Source organism: Mycobacterium bohemicum DSM 44277, assembly GCF_001053185.1.
In the GTDB taxonomy this organism is placed as follows: Bacteria; Actinomycetota; Actinomycetes; order Mycobacteriales; family Mycobacteriaceae; genus Mycobacterium; species Mycobacterium bohemicum.
Window position 1 is genome coordinate 239,232 of sequence record NZ_CSTD01000004.1, and the last position, 17,366, is coordinate 256,597.

General features: G+C 67.0%; 21 protein-coding genes and 3 pseudogenes. 18 read left to right on the plus strand and 6 right to left on the minus strand.

All coding sequences use genetic code 11. The features are described 5' to 3' along the window. A pseudogene (locus BN971_RS18375) lies at nt 1-165 on the plus strand (alpha/beta hydrolase); the annotation flags it as partial. A gap of 1 nt (nt 166) precedes the next feature. Here the strand turns inward: BN971_RS18375 and BN971_RS18380 are convergent. Together BN971_RS18380 and dut are read right to left on the minus strand one after the other, a co-directional pair. Continuing rightward, the gene (locus BN971_RS18380; protein WP_085181252.1) at nt 167-895 is read right to left on the minus strand and encodes a DUF3710 domain-containing protein; all 729 of its coding nucleotides are present in this window, start codon (nt 893-895) and stop codon (nt 167-169) included. Continuing rightward, on the minus strand, nt 895-1,359 hold the full coding sequence (gene dut, locus BN971_RS18385) for a dUTP diphosphatase (protein ID WP_085181253.1): 465 nt from the start codon (nt 1,357-1,359) through the stop codon (nt 895-897). Before dut ends, BN971_RS18380 begins: the two co-directional genes overlap by 1 nt. Nucleotides 1,360-1,384: 25 nt before the next feature. Between dut and BN971_RS18390 the strand changes: the two genes are divergently transcribed. Then, complete coding sequence (locus BN971_RS18390; RefSeq protein ID WP_085181254.1) at nt 1,385-1,876, plus strand: DUF3093 domain-containing protein; 492 nt, start codon at nt 1,385-1,387, stop codon at nt 1,874-1,876. Between the two features lie 12 nt (nt 1,877-1,888). Here the strand turns inward: BN971_RS18390 and BN971_RS18395 are convergent, their stop codons facing one another. Then, nucleotides 1,889-2,191, minus strand: coding sequence for a DUF4193 domain-containing protein (locus BN971_RS18395; RefSeq protein ID WP_067115263.1), 303 nt, complete (start codon nt 2,189-2,191; stop codon nt 1,889-1,891). Nucleotides 2,192-2,373: 182 nt separating this feature from the next. Here BN971_RS18395 and cei point away from each other — a divergent pair, with 182 nt between their 5' ends. Next, nucleotides 2,374-3,024 carry an envelope integrity protein Cei gene (cei, locus tag BN971_RS18400; protein ID WP_085181255.1) on the plus strand — a complete coding sequence of 217 codons (651 nt, stop codon included), beginning with the start codon at nt 2,374-2,376 and terminating at the stop codon, nt 3,022-3,024. A gap of 3 nt (nt 3,025-3,027) precedes the next feature. Here cei and BN971_RS18405 read toward each other — a convergent pair whose 3' ends face one another. After that, a complete protein-coding gene (locus BN971_RS18405; protein ID WP_085181256.1) occupies nt 3,028-3,891 on the minus strand; it encodes an inositol monophosphatase family protein in 864 nt (287 codons plus the stop codon). Nucleotides 3,892-3,994: 103 nt separating this feature from the next. On the opposite strand from BN971_RS18405, the gene ppgK reads away from it, so the two are divergent. From ppgK to BN971_RS26740, 11 genes and pseudogenes are all read left to right on the plus strand, one after another. Continuing rightward, entirely contained in the window at nt 3,995-4,804 is an 810-nt protein-coding gene (ppgK, locus tag BN971_RS18410; RefSeq protein ID WP_085181257.1) for a polyphosphate--glucose phosphotransferase, read from the plus strand. 188 nt (nt 4,805-4,992) lie between these two features. Next, a pseudogene (locus BN971_RS18415) lies at nt 4,993-6,374 on the plus strand (RNA polymerase sigma factor). Nucleotides 6,375-6,465: 91 nt separating this feature from the next. Then, nucleotides 6,466-7,395 (plus strand): tyrosine-type recombinase/integrase, encoded by a 930-nt coding sequence (locus BN971_RS18420; RefSeq protein WP_245836771.1) that lies wholly within the window; start codon nt 6,466-6,468, stop codon nt 7,393-7,395. 180 nt (nt 7,396-7,575) lie between these two features. Continuing rightward, nucleotides 7,576-7,851 (plus strand): hypothetical protein, encoded by a 276-nt coding sequence (locus tag BN971_RS18425; protein ID WP_245836773.1) that lies wholly within the window; start codon nt 7,576-7,578, stop codon nt 7,849-7,851. A 50-nt stretch (nt 7,852-7,901) separates the two neighbouring features. Further along, nucleotides 7,902-8,150, plus strand: a complete 249-nt coding sequence (locus BN971_RS24770; protein ID WP_139027141.1) for a hypothetical protein — start codon at nt 7,902-7,904, stop codon at nt 8,148-8,150. Beyond that, nucleotides 8,150-9,712 carry an AAA family ATPase gene (locus tag BN971_RS18430; RefSeq protein WP_085181259.1) on the plus strand — a complete coding sequence of 521 codons (1,563 nt, stop codon included), beginning with the start codon at nt 8,150-8,152 and terminating at the stop codon, nt 9,710-9,712. The genes BN971_RS24770 and BN971_RS18430 overlap by 1 nt, the downstream gene beginning before the upstream one ends. Nucleotides 9,713-9,890: 178 nt before the next feature. Next, a complete protein-coding gene (locus BN971_RS26325; RefSeq protein WP_139027142.1) occupies nt 9,891-10,400 on the plus strand; it encodes a WhiB family transcriptional regulator in 510 nt (169 codons plus the stop codon). A 22-nt stretch (nt 10,401-10,422) separates the two neighbouring features. Further along, a complete protein-coding gene (locus tag BN971_RS18440) occupies nt 10,423-10,716 on the plus strand; it encodes a hypothetical protein (RefSeq protein ID WP_085181260.1) in 294 nt (97 codons plus the stop codon). After that, nucleotides 10,709-11,194: a hypothetical protein gene (locus tag BN971_RS18445; RefSeq protein WP_085181261.1), complete on the plus strand. Its 486-nt coding sequence runs from the start codon at nt 10,709-10,711 to the stop codon at nt 11,192-11,194. The genes BN971_RS18440 and BN971_RS18445 overlap by 8 nt, the downstream gene beginning before the upstream one ends. Before the next feature lie 174 nt (nt 11,195-11,368). After that, nucleotides 11,369-12,217: a phage major capsid protein gene (locus BN971_RS18450; RefSeq protein ID WP_085181262.1), complete on the plus strand. Its 849-nt coding sequence runs from the start codon at nt 11,369-11,371 to the stop codon at nt 12,215-12,217. Nucleotides 12,218-12,350: 133 nt separating this feature from the next. Beyond that, the gene (locus BN971_RS26740; RefSeq protein WP_085181263.1) at nt 12,351-12,662 is read left to right on the plus strand and encodes an HNH endonuclease; all 312 of its coding nucleotides are present in this window, start codon (nt 12,351-12,353) and stop codon (nt 12,660-12,662) included. A gap of 378 nt (nt 12,663-13,040) precedes the next feature. On the opposite strand, the gene BN971_RS25155 is transcribed toward BN971_RS26740, so the two are convergent. Then, nucleotides 13,041-13,190 (minus strand): hypothetical protein, encoded by a 150-nt coding sequence (locus BN971_RS25155; protein WP_169718600.1) that lies wholly within the window; start codon nt 13,188-13,190, stop codon nt 13,041-13,043. A gap of 460 nt (nt 13,191-13,650) precedes the next feature. Between BN971_RS25155 and BN971_RS18465 the strand changes: the two genes are divergently transcribed. The 3 genes and pseudogenes from BN971_RS18465 to BN971_RS18475 all read left to right on the plus strand — a co-directional run bounded on the left by BN971_RS18465 (nt 13,651) and on the right by BN971_RS18475 (nt 15,984). Continuing rightward, nucleotides 13,651-14,421: a type II restriction endonuclease gene (locus BN971_RS18465; RefSeq protein ID WP_085181265.1), complete on the plus strand. Its 771-nt coding sequence runs from the start codon at nt 13,651-13,653 to the stop codon at nt 14,419-14,421. A gap of 44 nt (nt 14,422-14,465) precedes the next feature. Then, nucleotides 14,466-15,545 carry a DNA cytosine methyltransferase gene (locus tag BN971_RS18470; protein ID WP_211279812.1) on the plus strand — a complete coding sequence of 360 codons (1,080 nt, stop codon included), beginning with the start codon at nt 14,466-14,468 and terminating at the stop codon, nt 15,543-15,545. A 41-nt stretch (nt 15,546-15,586) separates the two neighbouring features. Next, nucleotides 15,587-15,984, plus strand: a pseudogene (locus tag BN971_RS18475) (very short patch repair endonuclease). On the opposite strand, the gene BN971_RS18480 reads toward BN971_RS18475, so the two are convergent. Next, nucleotides 15,969-16,289: a hypothetical protein gene (locus BN971_RS18480; RefSeq protein ID WP_139027143.1), complete on the minus strand. Its 321-nt coding sequence runs from the start codon at nt 16,287-16,289 to the stop codon at nt 15,969-15,971. The pseudogene BN971_RS18475 and the gene BN971_RS18480 sit on opposite strands and share 16 nt — an antisense overlap. A 373-nt stretch (nt 16,290-16,662) precedes the next feature. Here BN971_RS18480 and BN971_RS18485 point away from each other — a divergent pair, with 373 nt between their 5' ends. Next, a complete protein-coding gene (locus BN971_RS18485) occupies nt 16,663-17,322 on the plus strand; it encodes a GAF and ANTAR domain-containing protein (protein ID WP_245836775.1) in 660 nt (219 codons plus the stop codon). Nucleotides 17,323-17,366: the final 44 nt, after the last annotated feature.

The following is a 17,366-nucleotide window of genomic DNA, read 5'->3' on the forward strand; positions in this document are numbered from 1 at the left end:
GCCGCGGTCGACGACCCGGTGCACCCGGCGCAGGTGGCCGTCGAGTGGGTCGGCGCAGCGCCGCGCGCGGCGCTGCGCACCGTGACGCTGGACGAGATGGGGGCCGACCCCGCCGCGCTGGGCGCGGCCTGCCTGGCCGCCCTGGCCGAGGCGGGCGAGGTCTGATCTAGCCGCCCGAGGTGGTGCTGCGCAGCTGCTGCATCGCCGACCCGTCGGCGCTGCGGCGCTCCGCGGGCTCGCCGGCGGCCTGCTGCTGCGCCTCCTGCTGGGCCTGTTGCTGGGCGGCCGCGGCCTGCCGCAGCTGTTCGGCCATCGGTTCGGGCAGCTGCACCGTCAGCGGCGTGCGCACCGGCAGCGGGGTGTCGCCGCGGCGAACCACGGTGTCCGCCAATGCCGCTCGCGCCTCGGCGTCCAGCGCGTCGATGGTCTCGTGCGGGCCGTTGATCACGCAGCGGATCATCCAGCGGTAGCCGTCGACCCCGATGAAACGCACCACCCCCGAGGCGACGCCCACGACCTCGCGGCCCCACGGGCCGTCCTTGATGCTGACCTTGGCCGAGTCCTTGCGCAACGATTCGGCCAGCTCGGCGGCCACCTCGCGCCACAACCCGCCGGTCTTCGGCGCCGCGTACGCGGCGATGGTGAAGCGCCCGTTGGGGGTGACGACCCATATCGCGCTCGGCACCCCGGTCTCGGTCAGCTCGACCTGAAGCTGGCCGGTCTCGGGCATCGGAATCAACACCGAGCCCAAGTCGAGCCGGGCCAGCTCCGCCAGGGCCGGGTCGTCGAAGTCGTCGATGTCGAACGGGCCGTCCAACTCCTCGGGCTCGTCGGCCGCCTGCGTCACGACCTCGTCGGGGTCGTCGTCTTTGCCTGAGCGCTTACCGAATGGCATCACAAACTCGCATGTCCGCCGGAGGAACCGTGGCCGCCGTCGCCACGGGAGGTATCTGCCAGTCCGGCCTCGTCGAACGACGAGACCTCGACCAAGTCCACCAACTCGACCCGCTGCACCAGCAACTGTGCGATGCGGTCGCCGCGATGGATCACGATCGGCTCGGCCGGATCGGTGTTGATCAGCGCCACCTTGATCTCGCCGCGGTAGCCGGCGTCGATCGTTCCCGGGCTATTGACGATCGAAAGGCCCACGCGCGCAGCCAATCCCGAGCGCGGGTGAACCAGGCCGACCATCCCGTAGGGAATGGCGACCGCGACGCCGGTCCCTACGAGCGCGCGGTGCCCCGGCTCCAGCCGGAGGTCTTCGGCGCTGTAGAGATCGATGCCGGCATCGCCGTCGTGGGCCCTGCTGGGCAGTGGCAGTTCGGGATCCAGGCGAACGATGGCCAGACTGGTCGACACGGGGCCACAGACTACCCTTGACCGCGTGTCTTCCACGCGCGTCGCGCCGCACAGCGTGCGATATCGCGAACGATTATGGGTGCCGTGGTGGTGGTGGCCGCTGGGCTTCGCCCTCGCGGCCCTGATCGCGTTCGAGGTCAACCTCGGTGTGCGCGCGCTGCCCCAGTGGGTGCCGTACGCGACGCTGTTCGCCGTCGCGGCCGGCGCCCTGCTGTGGCTGGGCCGGGTCGAGATCAAGGTCACAGCCGGCACCGAGAGGTCGGGGACCGACGTCGTGCAACTGTGGGCCGGGCAGGCGCACCTGCCCGTGACGGTGATCACCCGCTCCGCGGAGGTGGCACCCTCCGCGAAGTTCGCGGCGCTGGGCCGCCAGCTGGACCCGGCGGCCTATGTCCTGCACCGGGCGTGGGTCGGCCCGATGGTCCTGATAGTCCTGGGCGACCCGGACGACCCGACGCCCTACTGGCTGGTGAGCTGCCGTCACCCGGAGCGGGTGCTGTCGGCATTGCGCAGCTGACCCCGAAGCCCGTCAAGCCGCGCAGTCGGTGCAGATCATCACGCCGTTCTTCTCGCTCGCGAGACGGCTGCGGTGTTGCACCAGGAAGCAACTCGAGCAGGTGAACTCGTCGGCCTGCTTCGGGATCACCCGAACGGAAAGCTCTTCCCCCGAAAGATCCGCCCCCGGCAGCTCGAAAGATTCAGCGGTTTCGGATTCGTCGACATCGACGACGGCCGAGGCCGCTTCGTTGCGCCGCGCCTTGAGCTCCTCCAGCGAGTCCTCCGAGACGTCGTCGGTCTCGGTTCGCCGCGGCGCGTCATAGTCCGTAGGCATACCTATTCCCCTGCCCTAATCCCCTCTATCCCAAGCCTCGCTTTGTACCAGCGTCGAACGCATCCACCAAATGATTCGTGCCCGTATCGCCGCCCGGTATGGTGTGATTTGCATCACAGTAGCGGTGGGGGCCTTGTGTTCGGCTTTGAACAGTGGTTTTGGCGCCCCGCTAGAGTGCAGCTGTGGTCGCACAAATCACCGAGGGTACCGCTTTCGACAAGCACGGCCGCCCCTTCCGGAGGCGCAATCCCCGGCCCGCCATCATCGTTTTGACCATCCTGGTGGTGCTGACGGGGGTGGTGTGGACGGTCGCGCTGACCCGGCCGGCCAGGGTGCACGAGGCCGTGGTGTGCAACCCGCCGCCGCAGCCGGCCGGATCGGCTGCCCCGCAGCTCGGCGAGCAGGTGTCGCGCAGCGCGATGGCCGACGTCACACCGGCGAAGCTCGCCGACGCCAAGGTCCGGGTCCTCAATGCCAGCGGCCGCGGCGGGCAGGCCGCCGACGTGGCGGGTGCGATGAAGGATCTGGGCTTCGCCCAGCCGACCGCGGCCAACGACCCCGTCTACGCCGGCACCCGGCTGAACTGCCAGGGCCAGATCCGCTTCGGCACCGCCGGGCAGGCGAGCGCTGCCGCGGTGTGGCTGGTGGCGCCCTGCACCGAACTGTTCAACGACAACCGCGCGGACGACACCGTCGACTTCGCGGTCGGCACCGAGTTCACCGGGCTGGCGCACAACGACGACATCGACGCGGTGCTCGCCACGCTGCGCCCGGGCGCCACCGAACCGTCAGATCCCGCACTGCTGGCCAGGATTCACTCCAGCAGCTGCTGAGCGTCAGTCCGTGATCGGGGCGAGGCCGTCGAATCGCTCCAGCGCCGCCAGCAGCGCGTCGGCGACCCCCGGGGCGGCCGCGACCGTCAGGCCGGCCCCGTTCACCTCCGGGCCCGGCAACACCACCCGCGCCCCCGCCTCGGCCGCGATCAGCGCGCCCGCCGCGCGATCCCACGGCTGCAGGCCGTGCTCGTAGAAGGCATCCAGCCGGCCGGCCGCGACCATGCACAGGTCCAGCGCCGCCGAACCGATGCGACGCACGTCGCGGACCACCGGCAGCATCCGGGCCAGCAGCGCCGCCTGAGCCTTTCGCCGCCCCGGGGCGTAACCAAACCCGGTGCCCACCAACGACATCGACAGATCGTCAACGTCGGTGCACCGCAGCGGGTCCGTCCCCCGCCGGTGAATCACCTGCGCGCCAAGGCCGGTCGCCGCGGAGTACACCCGCCGCGCGACGACGTCGGCGACGGCACCGGCGACCGAGAGGCCGTTGACCTGGGCGCCGACCGACACCCCGTAGACCGGGATGCCGTAGACGAAGTTGACCGTGCCGTCGATAGGGTCGAGCACCCAGGTGACCGCGCCGTCGGGCGTGGCGGCGGGGTCGGTGGGCCCGCCGCCCTCCTCCCCGAGAATCGGGTCACCGGGCCGCAATTCCGCCAGCCGGCGCCGCAACAGCCGTTCGGTCTCGGTGTCGACCACGGTCACGGGGTCGGTGGGTGTGCTCTTCGACCGCACCGCGTCACCGTCGTCGGCGGCGCCGGAGAACACCTCGGCGCGGCGCCGGCGCACGAAATCGGCCGCCTCGGCGGCCAGCGTCTCGGCCACCGAGCGCAGCCGCTGCGGAGAGTCTTCGGGTCGCGTCACCGGTCCATCGCATCACAGGCGGCGGGGCTCCGCCGACATGCCCGATCGCCCGCACCATCGGGATAAAGTGAGCGGACATCCCGCGTCCCGCCGAGGGGGTTCGATGACCAGCACCGACTCGACCACTGATACGACCAGCCCGGGCACGGCCGACGGTGGACCGCAGCGTCGGGCCTTCGGCATCGACGTCGGCGGCAGCGGCATCAAGGGCGGGATCGTCGACCTGGCCACCGGGTTGCTGATCGGCGAGCGGTTCAAGCTGCTCACCCCGCAACCGGCGACGCCGTCCGCGGTCGCCAAGACCATCGCCGCGGTGGTCGAGCACTTCGGGTGGACCGGGCCGCTCGGAGTGACCTACCCCGGCGTGGTCACCCACGGTTGGGTCCACACGGCGGCCAACGTCGACGCGTCCTGGATCGGGACCAACGCGCGCGAGGTGATCAGCGCCGAGCTGAACGGCCAGCCGGTCACCGTGCTCAACGACGCCGACGCGGCCGGGCTCGCCGAGGAGCGCTACGGGGCGGGCAAGAACCAGTCCGGTCTGGTGGTGCTGCTGACGTTCGGCACCGGGATCGGCTCGGCGGTGATTCACAACGGGACGTTGATACCCAACACGGAGTTCGGCCACCTCGAGGTCGGCGGCAAGGAGGCCGAGCAGCGGGCCGCGTCGTCGGTCAAGGAGCGCAAGGGCTGGAGCTACGAGAAGTGGGCCGGCGAGGTGACGCGGGTGCTGGTGGCCATCGAGAACGCGATCTGGCCGGACCTGTTCATCGCCGGGGGCGGCATCAGCCGCAAGGCCGATAAGTGGGTGCCGCTGCTGAAGAACCGGACCCCGGTGGTGGCCGCCGCCCTGCAGAACAGCGCGGGCATCGTGGGCGCGGCCATGGCCGCCACGGTCGATGTGACGCACTGATTCTGGCCGGTAAGCCGGTGTGAGCGCCCGCGATCGTTACAATGGTGCTCGCCGGTCCTCGGCGAGCAGCCCAGACCGATAGCGTGCGAGTATTCACGCTCATACCAAACGCCGACATCGACATAGCAGACACTTTCGGTTCTTCGCGCCCATACCCACCGGAAGTGAGTCCAAACGAAGGGGTGTAAGTGGCAGCGACCAAGGCAAACCCGGCGACCGACGAGCCGGTGACACGCACCGCCACGAAGTCTCCGTCGTCCAAGCGACCGGCCGCCCAGCCTGCCAGGGCCGCCAACGCTCCGAGCCCGAGGAACTCGCCGTCCTCGAGGGCGACGGCGCGGCCGACGACCTCGACGTCGAGCCCGACCTCGAGGTCGAGGCTGTCGAAGACCTCGAGATCGACGCCGCCGACCTCAGCCTCGACGACCTGGACCCGGACGTGGAGGCCGACGTCGCCGAGGTCGACCTCGACCCCGTGGAAGCGGAGGACGAGGTGGTCCCCGCGGTCGCGCCGGCCGGGGCGGCGCCGGCCGAGGACGACGAGGAAATCGCCGAGCCCAGTGAGAAGGACAAGGCCTCCGGTGACTTCGTCTGGGACGAAGACGAATCCGAGGCGTTGCGCCAGGCCCGCAAGGACGCCGAGCTCACCGCGTCGGCCGACTCGGTCCGCGCGTACCTCAAGCAGATCGGCAAGGTCGCACTCCTCAACGCGGAGGAAGAGGTCGAGCTCGCCAAGCGCATCGAAGCGGGCCTGTACGCCACGCAGCTGATGTCCGACTACGCGGAGAAGGGCGAGAAGCTCCCCGCCGCGCAGCGCCGCGACATGATGTGGATCTGCCGCGACGGCGACCGCGCGAAAAACCACCTGCTGGAAGCCAATCTGCGGCTGGTCGTCTCGCTGGCCAAGCGCTACACCGGGCGCGGGATGGCGTTCCTGGACCTCATCCAGGAGGGCAACCTCGGCCTCATCCGGGCGGTCGAGAAGTTCGACTACACCAAGGGTTACAAGTTCTCCACCTACGCGACGTGGTGGATCCGCCAGGCCATCACCCGCGCCATGGCCGACCAGGCCCGCACGATCCGCATCCCGGTGCACATGGTCGAGGTCATCAACAAGCTGGGCCGCATCCAGCGCGAGCTGCTGCAGGACCTGGGCCGCGAGCCCACGCCCGAGGAGCTGGCCAAGGAGATGGACATCACGCCCGAGAAGGTGCTGGAGATCCAGCAGTACGCCCGGGAGCCGATCTCGCTGGACCAGACGATCGGCGACGAGGGCGACAGCCAGCTCGGCGACTTCATCGAGGACAGCGAGGCCGTGGTGGCCGTCGACGCGGTGTCCTTCACCCTGCTGCAGGATCAGCTGCAGTCGGTGCTGGAGACGCTGTCCGAGCGCGAGGCCGGCGTGGTCCGGCTGCGCTTCGGCCTCACCGACGGCCAGCCCCGCACCCTCGACGAGATCGGTCAGGTCTACGGCGTCACGCGCGAGCGCATCCGCCAGATCGAATCGAAGACGATGTCGAAGCTGCGCCACCCGAGCCGCTCGCAGGTCCTGCGCGACTACTTAGACTGAGGCATCCATCCTCTAACTGTTCTGACCAGCGGTTTTACTAGTCAATCCAGTTATATCAAGCTAGGACGTCGCTGTCAGTTAAGATATTGGTATGCCCACCGATAGCACCTCGCGCCGCGCCCGACCGCGGCCACCGCTCGATCTGGCCGCCCTGCTGCCGTCATGGGAGCTGGCCATGCGCGCCGAGCGCAAGTCCCGGGAGACCATCAAGGGGTACGGCGACGGGGTCCGCGGGTTCCTGCGTTGGTGTGACGCCAACGGGCACCGCCCGGCCCTCGAGCGCGATCTGGTCAAGGGGTTCGTCGCCGACCTGCTCGACAACGGCGCCGAGCCGTCCACCGCGCGGGCGCGCCAACTGGGGGTGCGGCGGTTCTCGGCGTGGCTGACCGAGGAGGGCGAGTTCGACGCCGATCCCCTGCTGGGGCTGAAGGCCCCCAAGCTGGACACCAAGGTCACCCCGTCGCTGACCGACGACGAGCTGCGCCGCCTGTTCAAGGCGTGCGTCGGCAAGGACTTCCGCGACCGCCGCGACGAGGCCATCGTGCGGCTGATGGCCGAGACCGGGATGCGGGCCGGCGAGGTCTGCGGCCTGTCCGTCTCCGACGTCGACCTCCAGCGCGGGTTGGTCACCGTCCATCGCGGCAAGGGCGGCAAGGGCCGCATCGCCCCGTTCGGCGACCAGACCGGTCTGGCGATCGACCGCTACCTCCGCATGCGGCGCACCCACCGCCTGGCCGACACCGACGCACTGTGGCTCGGCGACCGCGGCAAGGGGCTGAACTACCACGGCCTGCACCGGGCGCTGAAGGGCCGGGCCGAACTGGCGCGGCTGACGAATTTCCATCCGCACCTGCTGCGGCACACCGCGGCGTCGCGATGGCTGGCCGCGGGTGGCTCCGAGGGCGGGCTGATGGCGGTCGCCGGATGGTCGACCCGGGACATGATCGACCGCTATACGAGATCGACGGCCGCCGAACGGGCCGCCGACGAGGCCCGCACCCTGGGCCTTGGTGATCTTTGAAAACACAAACTCCCGCGTCGAATCGACCGGTCGAACCTACGTACTAGTCTGACCTAGACAGATCAAGCTTTGAGTTTCCGCACTGTTGACGCCTGAATTCATTCGGGTCGAGGTATCGAGGCGCGCGCGGCGCCACCGATGGCGTGAAGCGGCCATCCAGAATCCGAAGGGTTTCATGGCATGGCCGCGTCCAAAACACTCACGCCCGCCCAGCGGTCGCTGCGGGCATCGATCGCCGCCCACGCCTCCTGGGCTCACACCGAGGACCGAAGGGCTCGCACGGCCAACGCCACCAAGGCCAACATGGATCGCTTCGAGCGCCTGGTCGACCCCGAGGGGCGGCTGACGCCCGAGGAGCGTGCCAAGCGTGCCGAGAACGCGCGCAAGGCCCACTTCCAGCGCATGGCCTACAAGTCCGCCAAGGTGCGGCAGGCACGCAAAGCTGGTGCCGCCTAGACAAATTCACACCTCCGGTCCCGGCTGCGAACTGGAATCAGAGGAACACAATGTCGACCCACACAAAAGAGGAAAGACCCGGCCGCCGAAACGACCGGGCCCAACCCACACAAGGGGATTCCGAACCACCAGAATCCGAATCTACTATATCTCGTCGCGACGACCGCTACACCGCCGATGCGCGGTGGTGCGCGAACCTTCAAAGGATCGCCGAGCGCGCGGCGCGCGAGCCGCAGTTCTACGAGATCGCCGGGCGCGCAGCGCAAGCCATGGCCGATGACATCAAGGCCGGTCTCTGATGGCCGACATAATGGAGGCGCTCCGCGCCAAGGCCAATCCGTCACCACCGCGACCGCAGACGCCGACGGCACCACAACCAACGGACCTCAATCAGCGTCGTGTCTGGGGCGCCATCGACGCCGCATGCCGCGGCTGGGCAGGTCTGACCGAGGGGCGCTACACCGCCGCGCACAATGGCGGATATTGGCTGTACCGGAACGCTATATGGGCGCGCATCGATCTTCAGCAGGTGACAGATCGTCTGACGCAGACGTTCACCGGCAACGGGTACGCGACCAAGCCCGGCGCCAACCTGCCGCGCGCGCTCGACCGAGCACGTGACAGTGCCGTAGCGCACGGGCCGGAACCATTGGCGGACCGACCCATGCAGCACGCGCGGATAACCCCACCGGCGGCGCCCACGCTGACCGATGAGAATGGGCAGCCGATCACCGAGACGCGCACGGCGCCAGCGGGTTCGACGGATGCCGACACGACCGAGCAGCAGTGGGCTGCCGCGGTCCGCAATCGCGCAGCCCAGATCCGACTAGAGAACGAAGCGCGCGAGCTGTATCAGGCCTGGCGTGTCCAACAGACCGGCGTCCAGCCCCGTCATGGGATCAGTCTTGCCGAATTCCTCTCCGTCGCCGACGAAGACGCGACCTACCGCATCGATGATCTGTTGCCGATGGGCGGCCGCGCGCTACTTGCCGCGCAACAGAAGGCCGGTAAGACGTCGTTACTGGCGGCGCTGCTGCGGTCGCTCGTGGATGGCGCAGACTTCCTGGGCAGATACGGCGTTCAACCCGTCGACCGCGTCGACCTTTTCGACACCGAGCTCGACGAACGTATGCTTCGGCGCTGGCTGCGTCGGCAGGGCATCGCCAACATGGACCGCATCAGGGTGCACAGTCTGCGCGGCAGGCTGTCCACATTCGACTTTCGCGATCCCACGCTGCGCCGTCACTGGCTGGCCGAACTCCGAGGCAGCGACTTCGTGGTCCTGGACTGTCTACGGCCGGTGCTCGACACGATGGGGCTATCCGAGCACACCGAGGCGGGCGCGTTCCTGGTGGCATGGGATGAACTGCTGAACGATGCCGGCGTCGATGGCGCCGTGGTCGCCCATCACATGGGTCATGAGCAAGAGCGGGCACGCGGTGACAGTCGTCTACTCGACTGGCCCGACGTCAACTGGAAGATCGTCAAGGAATCACAGACGACCGTCAAGCATGTCGAGGCCAGCGATGAGCGGCGATTCTTCTCGGCCAACGGCCGCGACGTCGATGTGCCAGAGCAACTGCTGGTCCTCGACGAGGATGGCAGCCTGACCCTGCAGGGCGGCGCGACGCGCACCAGGGTCAGAGCCGACGACGCCAGGGCGGCGCTCATCAACATCCTGTCCGACCCCGAGGTTGGCGATGGCCTGACGCAGAACGTGCTGCGCGATCGGATGAACGACCGCGGTGTCAGTTTCCACCGCGCCCGCCAGGCCATCCGCAAGGCGATCGATGACGGCACGGTGAGGGTCGACCAGGGGCCGAACAAATCTCAGCTTCACGTCCTCGCGGGTGACCGATGATGCGGCCGAATCTCCGGTGTTGCGAAGTGTTGCGCAACACTGACCGCAACACCGCAACACCAGTACGCGTGTGGTGGTGTTGCGCCTATAGAAGCGCAACGCAACACCACCCCTTACGCGCTGGTGCATTTGGTTTGCGCGCACGGGCCGCAACACCGCAAAGACGGTGGGTCGTCGCATGATCACCCACCATCAACCCCGACCGCTGACGGCGACCCGTCTGGTGGGTGTGACGCAACTGACCGCCGTTGTCGGCGACATCCCACCTCTGCCGGGCGCGGCCTGCAAGGGTCAGCCCACACTGTTCGACCTCGAGCCCGGTGCCGACACAGCGGCGATCGAAGCGGCAGCCGCAGTATGCCGGTCCTGCCCGGCACTTCAGGCCTGCGCTGAGTGGGTGGCATCGACACCGCCGCGGCGGCGACCGTCCGGCGTCGTCGCCGGGCAACTGCTGCCGGCACCGGAACCCCCACCGGAGCCGGACACCACCACCGCGACCGGTCGCGCCACGGTGTTCCTGACCGAACGCCTGCACGACGGCCCGCGGCTGGTCGCCGATCTCATCACCGAGGCGGCCGCGGTCGGCCTGACACGCGGACATCTCGGTGAAGCCGCCAGGCGGCTCCGCGTGACCCGCACACGCAGTCAACACCGCAAATTCACGTGGGCGCTGTCCACACCCGCATAAGGAAAACCGAAAGGAATCACCCATGACTGGTCGCCGTATCGAATTCGAGCCCGATCGCGACATCAGCGAGCTGGCCGCGGTCATCGCCGACGCGCGACGGCATCGCGCACCGAAAGACGCGGTGCCGCGGGCAACCCCGGCTGAAGAGCTGCCGCCGTTGCCGGTCGGACCGGCGCCGGTAGTACACACCGAGGTCATCACCGACCGCGAGACCGGCATGCCGGTCGCCGTCGATCAGTTCACCAACACCGACTGGATCGCACCAGCCATAACCCCTGACACCCTCCGCACGAGAATGGAAACCACCAATGACTGACACCGACACCACCGAAAACGACGCCCAGATCGACGCTGGCGCACCGGAATCCGAAGGCCTAGCCGAAACCACACCGGAGACCGAAACCGACACCCACGACGAGACTGAGGCCGACGACGACAGGCCCGGCCGCCGAGAAGCCCGCTACCGCAAGCGAGCCCAGGAGGCCGAAGCGCAACGGGATGCACTGTCGGCCACCGTCGAACGCCTGCAGCGCCGACAGGTCGAGCAGGTCATCACCGCGGCCGGTCTGAAGCCCGCGGCGGTCTTCGCCGTCGCCGAGCTCAAGGACCTCCTGGCCGAGGACGGCACGCCGGATCCGTCGAAACTCGATGCCGCAGTGCGAACCGCGCGCGATCAACTCGGAATCACCCGGCCGATCGTCCAGCGTCAGATGGGTATGCGCTCTGGCGCATCAGGGCATCCGCAACCCAAGCGCAACGGATGGACGAAAGCGTTTTCTCCTCGCGACGAGTGACCCGTCACGGATACCGGATATACTGATCGAGCGGGTGGGTTAAGTTGCCGCTCCCACCCGCTCCATCAGCGCCGTATGGCGCGTCACGGCTTTCGACCCCGTACGGGGCAGCTGCGAAGTATTCCACCTGAAACTTTTCGCGATGGCTGCCGCGAACCTACGAAATGAGTCGAAATGGCTACTCTCACAACCACCACCGCCGACTTCGCATGGCGGCCCGACGACGTCGTCTTCGCCCCGGAAGATGTCGTCCCCCAGGCGCTCATCCTGACGACCAGCACCATCTCCGGTGACATCGACGGCGACCAGCCCAGCCTGCACGTGGCGTTCGTGACCGACGCCGGCCAGGACGGCACCGGCGCCGTTTACAAGGCCGAGGGCGCAGACCTGGCCGACGAGGAGCCCGGCCTCGACGAGGTCCTGGTACACACCAAGAAGCTGACCCGGCTGGCGACCATCTCTAACGAGCAGTTCCGGAAAGCGCCGACCGCGACCCAGGTCGCGACCTCGTTCGCGCGAGACCTAGTGCGCAAGGCCGACTATGACTACCTCGGTAGCGCGTCGAACCCCACCGGCCTGCTGAACGCCTCGGGCATCACGCACGCGGCCGCGCCCGTGCACGACAGCCTCGACGCCCTGGTGGACCTGCTGGCCGAGCTCGAGGTCAAGGGCGCCAACCCGTCGGCGATCATCCTGGACCCGCTGTCGTGGGCCGCATTCCGCAAGTTCAAGGTCGCCGAGACCTACAACGAGTCGCTGCTGGGCGCCGGCACCGCCGACGCGACGCCGATGCTGCTGAGCCTGCCGGTCAAGCGCAGCCGGTTCCTGCCCGAGAACACCGGCCTGGTGGTCGACAGGAGCGCGATCGCCAGTGCCGTTGGCCCGGTCCGGGTTTCACAGTCGGAACACGCCGCGTTCCGGTCCGACGCCACCGTGGTCAAGGCCACCTGGCGCATCGGCTGGACTCCCGTCCGCCCCGAGCGGATCGGTCAGTTCACCGTGGGCGACATCAGCGGCAGTTAAGACGGTCCTGGCGCGTCACCAACCTCGCACATTGGTGACTGCTGCCTGACCACCGTCGCCGTTGGGTTGCTGGTTAGTTCACCTTTCCCGGCAACCCAACGGCGGCACCCCACACACATGAGAGGCATCACCGATGGCCTGGCAATGCAGCGGCGCCAGCCGCACCAGCACACCCGCGTGGAAGCGGCTGCGCCGTATCGCCAGGACCGCACTGCCTTACGAGTGCGCCCGATGCCGCATGGACGGCGCAGACGTCCCGCTCGAGCTCGACCACATCGTCCCGGTCGCCGAGGGCGGATGTGACGAACTGGATAACGCGATGTGGCTGTGCACTCCGTGCCACAAGATCAAGACACAGGCCGAAGCCAAACGCGGTCGCGCACGCCAACCGCGGCGACGATCGGGTGTCCGACCAGCCCGTACCCACCCAGCGGATGTGCTCTGATGTTTGCTGGAGTCACGCATAGATATGCAGCCAGGCTCAGGCCTGGTGAGCACGAACACGCAGCACACCCAGGGGGGCGGCCCCTTTCCGCTGATCAGGGCGCACGGCCGGACTTAGCGCGGCGGACTGTGTGCAGAATCCCAACTTCCGACCCGAAGGGCTGTTCGGAGATCCACGCATGTTCATGAGTGGCCATGCGTTGCACAAATTTTGCTACGGCTTCGGGCGGCTGGGTGCCCAACGGAGTTTGGCGCATTTCGGCCACGAAGTTGATTTTCGTGCCCGCGGGATGTCGGTGTCACCACGTAGCCTTCAAGGCCTGCCGAAAACGAGAAGGCGGCACCACCTCGCGGTGGTGCCGCCTCCCGGCCAGCACGGTTAGGCGTACTGAATGAGCTGCCAGGTCACCGCGACCCCGTTATGGGGCGGCATGCGGTTGCCCTTGGCGATGGGAGCGGTCGTGCTGGGGTAGTCCAAGGACTTCCAGACGCCGCTCACCGGACAGGTTTGACCAGTATGAGCGGTCATGAGCCTCTTACCTCCTTCCTCGCCGTCAGTCATGAACCACCGCCCGCGACGGCGCAGTTCACAACAGCAGCAAGGTGATAAGAAGCTTTGGCAACAAGTGCCGGGTCGCAGTCGACCGGTACCGGTTCACCTGGTAGCTTGGCGGTCTACACGCCAGTAGGTTGCAAGCCTCAGGTCCAAAGCCCTTCCCGGATTTGGGCCCGGGGCCTTGCTTCTGTTAGCGCAAAGCCTACCCCTGGGGACCGACATCTCCCGGTGTACGCGCGCGTGTCACCGCAAAATGTTCCGAACACGTCATCATGCAGCGCGTCTGCCCATGGCACGACGCGACACGCTGAGAGAAACTCGACTTTATTCGTAACTGGTGGGGCAGAAGTGGAAGATGTGCATTGAACCGGCCGACACGCGGAGTAGTCGCGCATAGGTGCTGTCATCGGACTGATCTGGAAAGCTCCGGATCGTGGACGATGGAGGCGCAGCGGCCCAAGAATGGCTGCGCGAGCAGTGTGCCGAGTACGAGTTCGACCTCGCTGGTGTCTTCCGGCTCAACGGGCACCTTTCGTGGCCGATAACCGCCAGCGATGCAACTGAGCTGGCGCAAACACTCGCCGACGGTGGCCACATCCTGCCGCTGCCGCAGGAGCCCGCAGCGCTCGCCAACGTCCTCGAGGTCAGCCTGGTTGACTTCCTGTCGGAACGGGCCGACGCAGCCGACGGTGTAAGCGTCTTGCGCGGCACCGAGCGCGGCTACCCTGACCTCGAGCTGTCGGGCCCCCGCTTCGGCGGGGGCTTCCATGCCGTGGACGTCAAGGTCGCCAAGCGCAAGATCACCAAGACGGGAAAGCCGACGAATCTAACCCAAAGCCGGATCACGCTCTATACCGGCAACACCTACTTCAGGTACCCACAGCTCCACTGGCCCGGCACTTTTCGGCCCTTCAACGACTACACTTCGCACTTGGACCTCATCGGCATTTACACGCTCAACTACATCAGCCTCGCCCGGATTGAGGAACTGGAGCTTCTGGTCCATGAGCCATGGAGGATCGCCAGCAAGCAACGCTCATCCACGACCCGCGAGTACATTGGCGCAGTCCAGCACATCGACGCGCTGCGGGAGGGGCGTGGCGAGTTCAGCTCGCCTGAGGCTTTCTACGCGTTCTGGCGGAAGTACAACTTCCGGATCGGGAAGGTCGTCCAGCAGCAGCTCGACAAGCTGCTGAAGGGATAGGCCGGTTCCAGCGTGCCTAGCGCCGCCGTCATACCCCGCGTGTAATGCTGACGCTCATGGCGGGCGGCAAGAAAGCGGTGGCGATCTCTCTGTTCTCCGGTGCTGGAGGACTGGACTTGGGAGCGGAGGCCGCTGGCGCGGACGTTCGTGCTGCTGTCGAGTGGGACCGCGACTCAGCCCTCACGATGGAGAAGAACTTCACCGAGCTGGCCTCGCCGGTCATCCAGAGGGACATCCTCGACACGACAACGGCGGAGATTTTGCGCGCCGCCGGCCTGCGGAAGGGCCAGCGGCCGGACCTCCTCATTGGCGGCCCTCCTTGTACACCATTCTCGAAGAGCGGCTTCTGGCTCGAGTACAAACGGGCGGGTCTTGACCCCGGCGCATCACTCCTGCAGGCGTACACGCGAGTGCTGCGCGAGGCGCGACCCAAGGCCTTCGTCTTGGAGAACGTCTATGCGCTGACGTTCAACAATAAGGCGAGCCGACCGGCCCTTGAGCGCCTCTTGCGCGAGATCGATGAGGCCGGATACCACTGCTTTCCAAAGGTTCTCAATGCGGCCGACTACGGAGTGCCGCAGCTCCGACCCCGCCTCTTCATCATCGGCGCGCCGAAGGGTAGACGGCAGCCCAAGCATCCCGATGCCACCCACGGCGGCGCGTGGGAGCGCCGCTCTACCGGAAACGATGAACGCGCCCACGTCACAGCGGGCGAAGCGCTAGACGGGCTGGTCACAGACCCCGAGGTGGGCGAGAAAGTCGGCGGCCAGTTCGGCGGCCTTCTGCCCGACATACCGCCTGGGGGAAACTACTTGCACTACACTACGGAGCTTGGCCATCCGGAGCCAATCTTCAAGTGGCGCAGTCGATACTGGTCATTCCTGCTGAAGCTCGACCCAGACAAGCCGTCACCCACCATCCAGGCGCAGCCCGGACCGAACGTCGGCCCGTTTCATTGGGAGAACCGGCGGCTCCGCGTCGCCGAGATCAAGCGGCTCTTCACCTTCCCCGACGAGTTCGAGCTGGTCGGATCACGCATGAGCGTCCAGTCCCAGCTCGGCAACTCCGTGCCGCCGCTGCTAGCGCGCCGGGTGGTGGAGCACGTTCTTCCGGTGCTGCGTTAGCAGTGGTGACAGCCGGAGCGAGTGCCGCCGTCCGGAAGGTGATGCAGGCAAACCGGAGCAGAGATACTCGGCCCGAGCTGCTGTTGCGATCGGTCCTTCACAAGCGAGGCCTGCGGTACCGAGTTGCGGCCCGTCCAATCCACGGTGTTCGCCGGACGGCCGATGTGGTTTTCACCCGAGCGAAGGTGGCCGTGTTCGTCGATGGATGCTTTTTGGCATCGCTGCCCCAGACCACTACCGTCAACCGGGTAGCAACATCGAGTATTGGGTTGCGAAAGTCGAGCGCAACGTGCGGCGCGATGATGAGGTGGATGCGATCCTGCGCGATGCCGGCTGGACCGTGGTGCGGATCTGGGAGCACGAGAACCCAGTCACCGCGGCCGACCGGGTTGAGCGGCTGCTCCGGGCAGCGAAAAGCCCCGGCTATCGAATAGCCTGAGGGGCCTCCCGTTGAAAGGCGCAGGCTAAGCCCAGCTCGTCGGCCAGGAACGCGGCCACCGCCGCGACGTCACGCAGCACCTGGGCCTCCCAGACCTGCACGTCCGCGAAGCGGACCCCGGTGTCGTGATCAAGGATCTGGATGCGCGCCTCATGGGTCACCGTGCCGCCGTCGCAGATGTCCCGAATGATCTCGCCGAACACTTTGCCGGCCACCACGGTGACGATCGTGCCGGACCAGCCGTCGTCGGCTGGGATGGACGCTGGGTCGGGTGAATCCTCGCGGATCACTGATAGATTCGCCATGTCTGACGTCAACCTTTCCGGCATTGCGTCAGTCAAAGATATTCGAGCATCCTAGCTAACCCGATGATCTGCATTTCAGCATGTCAAGCACATTGCAAATCGGCCCCTAGTGCGCGACTACCTGGACTGAGGACCGCTTCGTCGATCCGGTTTTGCGCTCCGGTTCCCCGGAATGTGCGCTCCCGGGTGTCGCGGCGGTCTCAACGCGAGTAGCGTCCTAGGGGCGCCACAAAACGCACGCGGTTCGCCTGGTCGCATCGGGTTCACAACCGGCTTCTTCTTTCCTTCGGCCCGCTTCATTTCACTCTGTGATACCTGATCGGGCCGCAGCCACATGGACGACCGCGAGTACGCCGGACTCCTCCGGGAGACGATGACGGAACTGACCACCCACTTCGCCCGGCCCACCGAAATCGATGTCAGTTTACGAAGCGTGACGTCACGATGTGTGCACCTCATCGAGGGCGTGGACTGCGCGGACATCGCAATGATCTCCGGCGCCGACCATTTTCTGTCTGTGGCGCCAACATCACGGCTTGCCCTTCATATTCACGACCTCCAACGAGTGTTCCGCGAGGGACCCTGCCTGGACGCCGCCGCCGGAAACTCGCCGGTGCTGTCCAACGACCTCCGCGAAGACAAGCGGTGGCCCAACTTCGGCGGGGCGGCAGTCAGCGCCGGTGTCCACAGCCTCATGTCGTTTCAGCTGTACACCCACGACACTCGCGCGGGGGCGCTGAACATGTTCGCGCTTGAGCCCGACATGTTCACCGCCGAAGCCGAGGCTGTCGGCGCCATGCTTGCCACCCACGCGGCGATCGCACTCATTGCGGATGACGAACGGCTGCAATTTCGGTCCGCGTTGGCAAGCAGGGACATCATCGGCCAAGCCAAGGGCATGATCATGGAACGGTTCCATGTCGACGCTGTCCGCGCATTCGAACTGCTTGTCCGGCTTTCGCAGAACTCCAACATCCGCGTCGCGGAAATCGCCGAGGAAATCGTCTCGCGGGGAGCCGAGCCGAGGCCTTGAGGCGCAAGCTTTGCGCAAACGCGCTTGCCACGCATCGCAATTCG